Raw genomic sequence first — 1,728 nt, 5'->3', positions numbered from 1 at the left:
GCTCTCCCCCCGGGCCACGACCCCCTCCCCCCAGGGCGTCGCGTGCAACGCCTGCAGCGCCGCCCCCAGCGGCACCACCGAGCGCACCTCCTCCCGCAGGGCCTCCCCCCGGGCGCAGAGGTAGGCGAGGAGCTCGAGGCCGGGCGAGGGGATGGCGGGGGTTTGGCCCAATAACCGCAGGTGCATCCCACGGATTATCGCAAAAACAAAAGAGCCCGGACGGGCTCTTGCTTGGCGGAGAGGGAGGGATTCGAACCCTCGATAGGGGTTACCCCCTATGCAGGTTTAGCAAACCTGTGGTTTCAGCCACTCACCCACCTCTCCAGGCTGATCTTGTTTGGCGGAGGGAGAGGGATTCGAACCCCCGATGAGCTTGCGCCCATAACGGTTTTCAAGACCGCCGCCTTCAACCGCTCGGCCATCCCTCCATGGGCAACCCGAAGCCGGGTCACTGGCCGCTCTACTACTATGCGAAAGGGGGGCCTTTCTGTCAAGCTGGACCGGCCCCACCGCAACACGACCCGCCCCGGGCTGGCTATGCTTGGGGCATGCGCCTTCACCGGCTGTTCCTGGCCCTTCTCCTGCCCCTCGCCCTGGCCGCCACGACCCCCAACCCCGAGCAGGTGTTCCGGGGCCGCCTCGAGGTCGGCCCCCAGAGCCTGCCCGTGCGGATGAACCTCAAGACCCTCGGCGGCAAGGCCACCGGCTCCTACGTCTACGAGAAGATCGGCAAGCCCCTGCGGCTGGAGGGGAGCCTCGAGCAGGGACGCCTGAAGCTGCGCGAGTACGCCGGAGGGCAGCTTACGGGGAGCTTCGACGTGCGGTTGGGCGAGGGGAGCTTGGGGGGCACCTGGACCAGCCCCGACGGCAAGCGCAAGGGCAAGGTCAGCCTCGCCCGGCAGGACCACCGCTTCGCCCAGGCCCGCCTGACCACCCGGGTCATCGCCGACGCGAAGAGCGGGCTCGAGGTGCTCTACCCCCAGTTCGGCGGCGTCGAGAAGGCCGCGGGCTGGAGGCGGGTCAACCAGGCGCTCGCCCAGGAGCCCACCCGCCTCGCCCGGCAGTACCGCCAGGACTACGCCGAAGCCCTCGACCGCTTCCGCAAGGGCGAGATCGAGCGCTGGCAGCTCGAGATGGGCGCCCTCGAGCTCGACTACCGGCTCCTGCTGGGCACCGACCGCCTGCTGAGCGTGGTCATGACCGGCTACGGCTGCGGCCCCGGCGGCTGCGCCCACCCCAGCGGCTTCGTGCAGGCCTACACCCTCGAGCCCCCCACCGGCAACCGCCTCGCCCTGAGCCAGCTCTTCAAGAAAGGCAGCAACTACCTCGCCCGCCTGCGCGAACTCGGCGTGGAAATCGCCACCGCCACCTACGACGCCTCGGCCCGGGAGGCCATCGAGCAAAACCTCGACCCCCGCTACCTCCAGTGGGCCCTGAGCCCCAAGGGCCTGCACGTCTACTGGTCCGTGCCGCACGTGCTGGGCGACTACATCGAGACCGTAATCCCGCTGTCGAGGCTGGAGGACGTGCTCGAGGCCGGCGGGCCGATCGGGGTGCTGAGGGAGGGGCGATAGTCGATAGCCGATAGCCGAACGCCCTTCGGGATCAATCATCCGCTGGGGTTGTGCCCGCCCCACAAGCCGACTACAGCCCCACGCCCCAGTGGACGGGCGCTCGATGGTCGCTGCCCCGCCCCGGACGGGGTGTGCGGCCCGCGCGGGAGGGGGT

2 protein-coding genes and 2 tRNA genes are annotated in these 1,728 nt (G+C 69.7%); 1 reads left to right on the top strand and 3 read right to left on the bottom strand.

What is annotated here, in order from left to right:
• The 3 genes from Mterra_RS21050 to Mterra_RS21040 form a co-directional block, all read right to left on the bottom strand.
• Window positions 1–186, bottom strand: a 186-nt coding sequence (locus tag Mterra_RS21050; RefSeq protein ID WP_147373024.1) for a hypothetical protein, incomplete at its 3' end; no start/stop codon positions are given.
• Between the two features lie 46 nt (window positions 187–232).
• A tRNA-Ser gene (locus tag Mterra_RS21045) sits at window positions 233–324 on the bottom strand.
• Window positions 325–338: 14 nt separating this feature from the next.
• Window positions 339–428, bottom strand: a tRNA-Ser gene (locus tag Mterra_RS21040).
• Between the two features lie 120 nt (window positions 429–548).
• Here Mterra_RS21040 and Mterra_RS21035 point away from each other — a divergent pair.
• The gene (locus Mterra_RS21035) at window positions 549–1,574 is read left to right on the top strand and encodes a DUF3298 domain-containing protein (RefSeq protein ID WP_119316852.1); all 1,026 of its coding nucleotides are present in this window, start codon (window positions 549–551) and stop codon (window positions 1,572–1,574) included.
• The last annotated feature ends 154 nt before the right edge of the window (window positions 1,575–1,728 follow it).

The sequence above is a fragment of the Calidithermus terrae genome (assembly GCF_003574345.1).
Lineage (GTDB): Bacteria > Deinococcota > Deinococci > Deinococcales > Thermaceae > Calidithermus > Calidithermus chliarophilus.
This window is presented reverse-complemented; position numbering and strand designations above follow the sequence as displayed.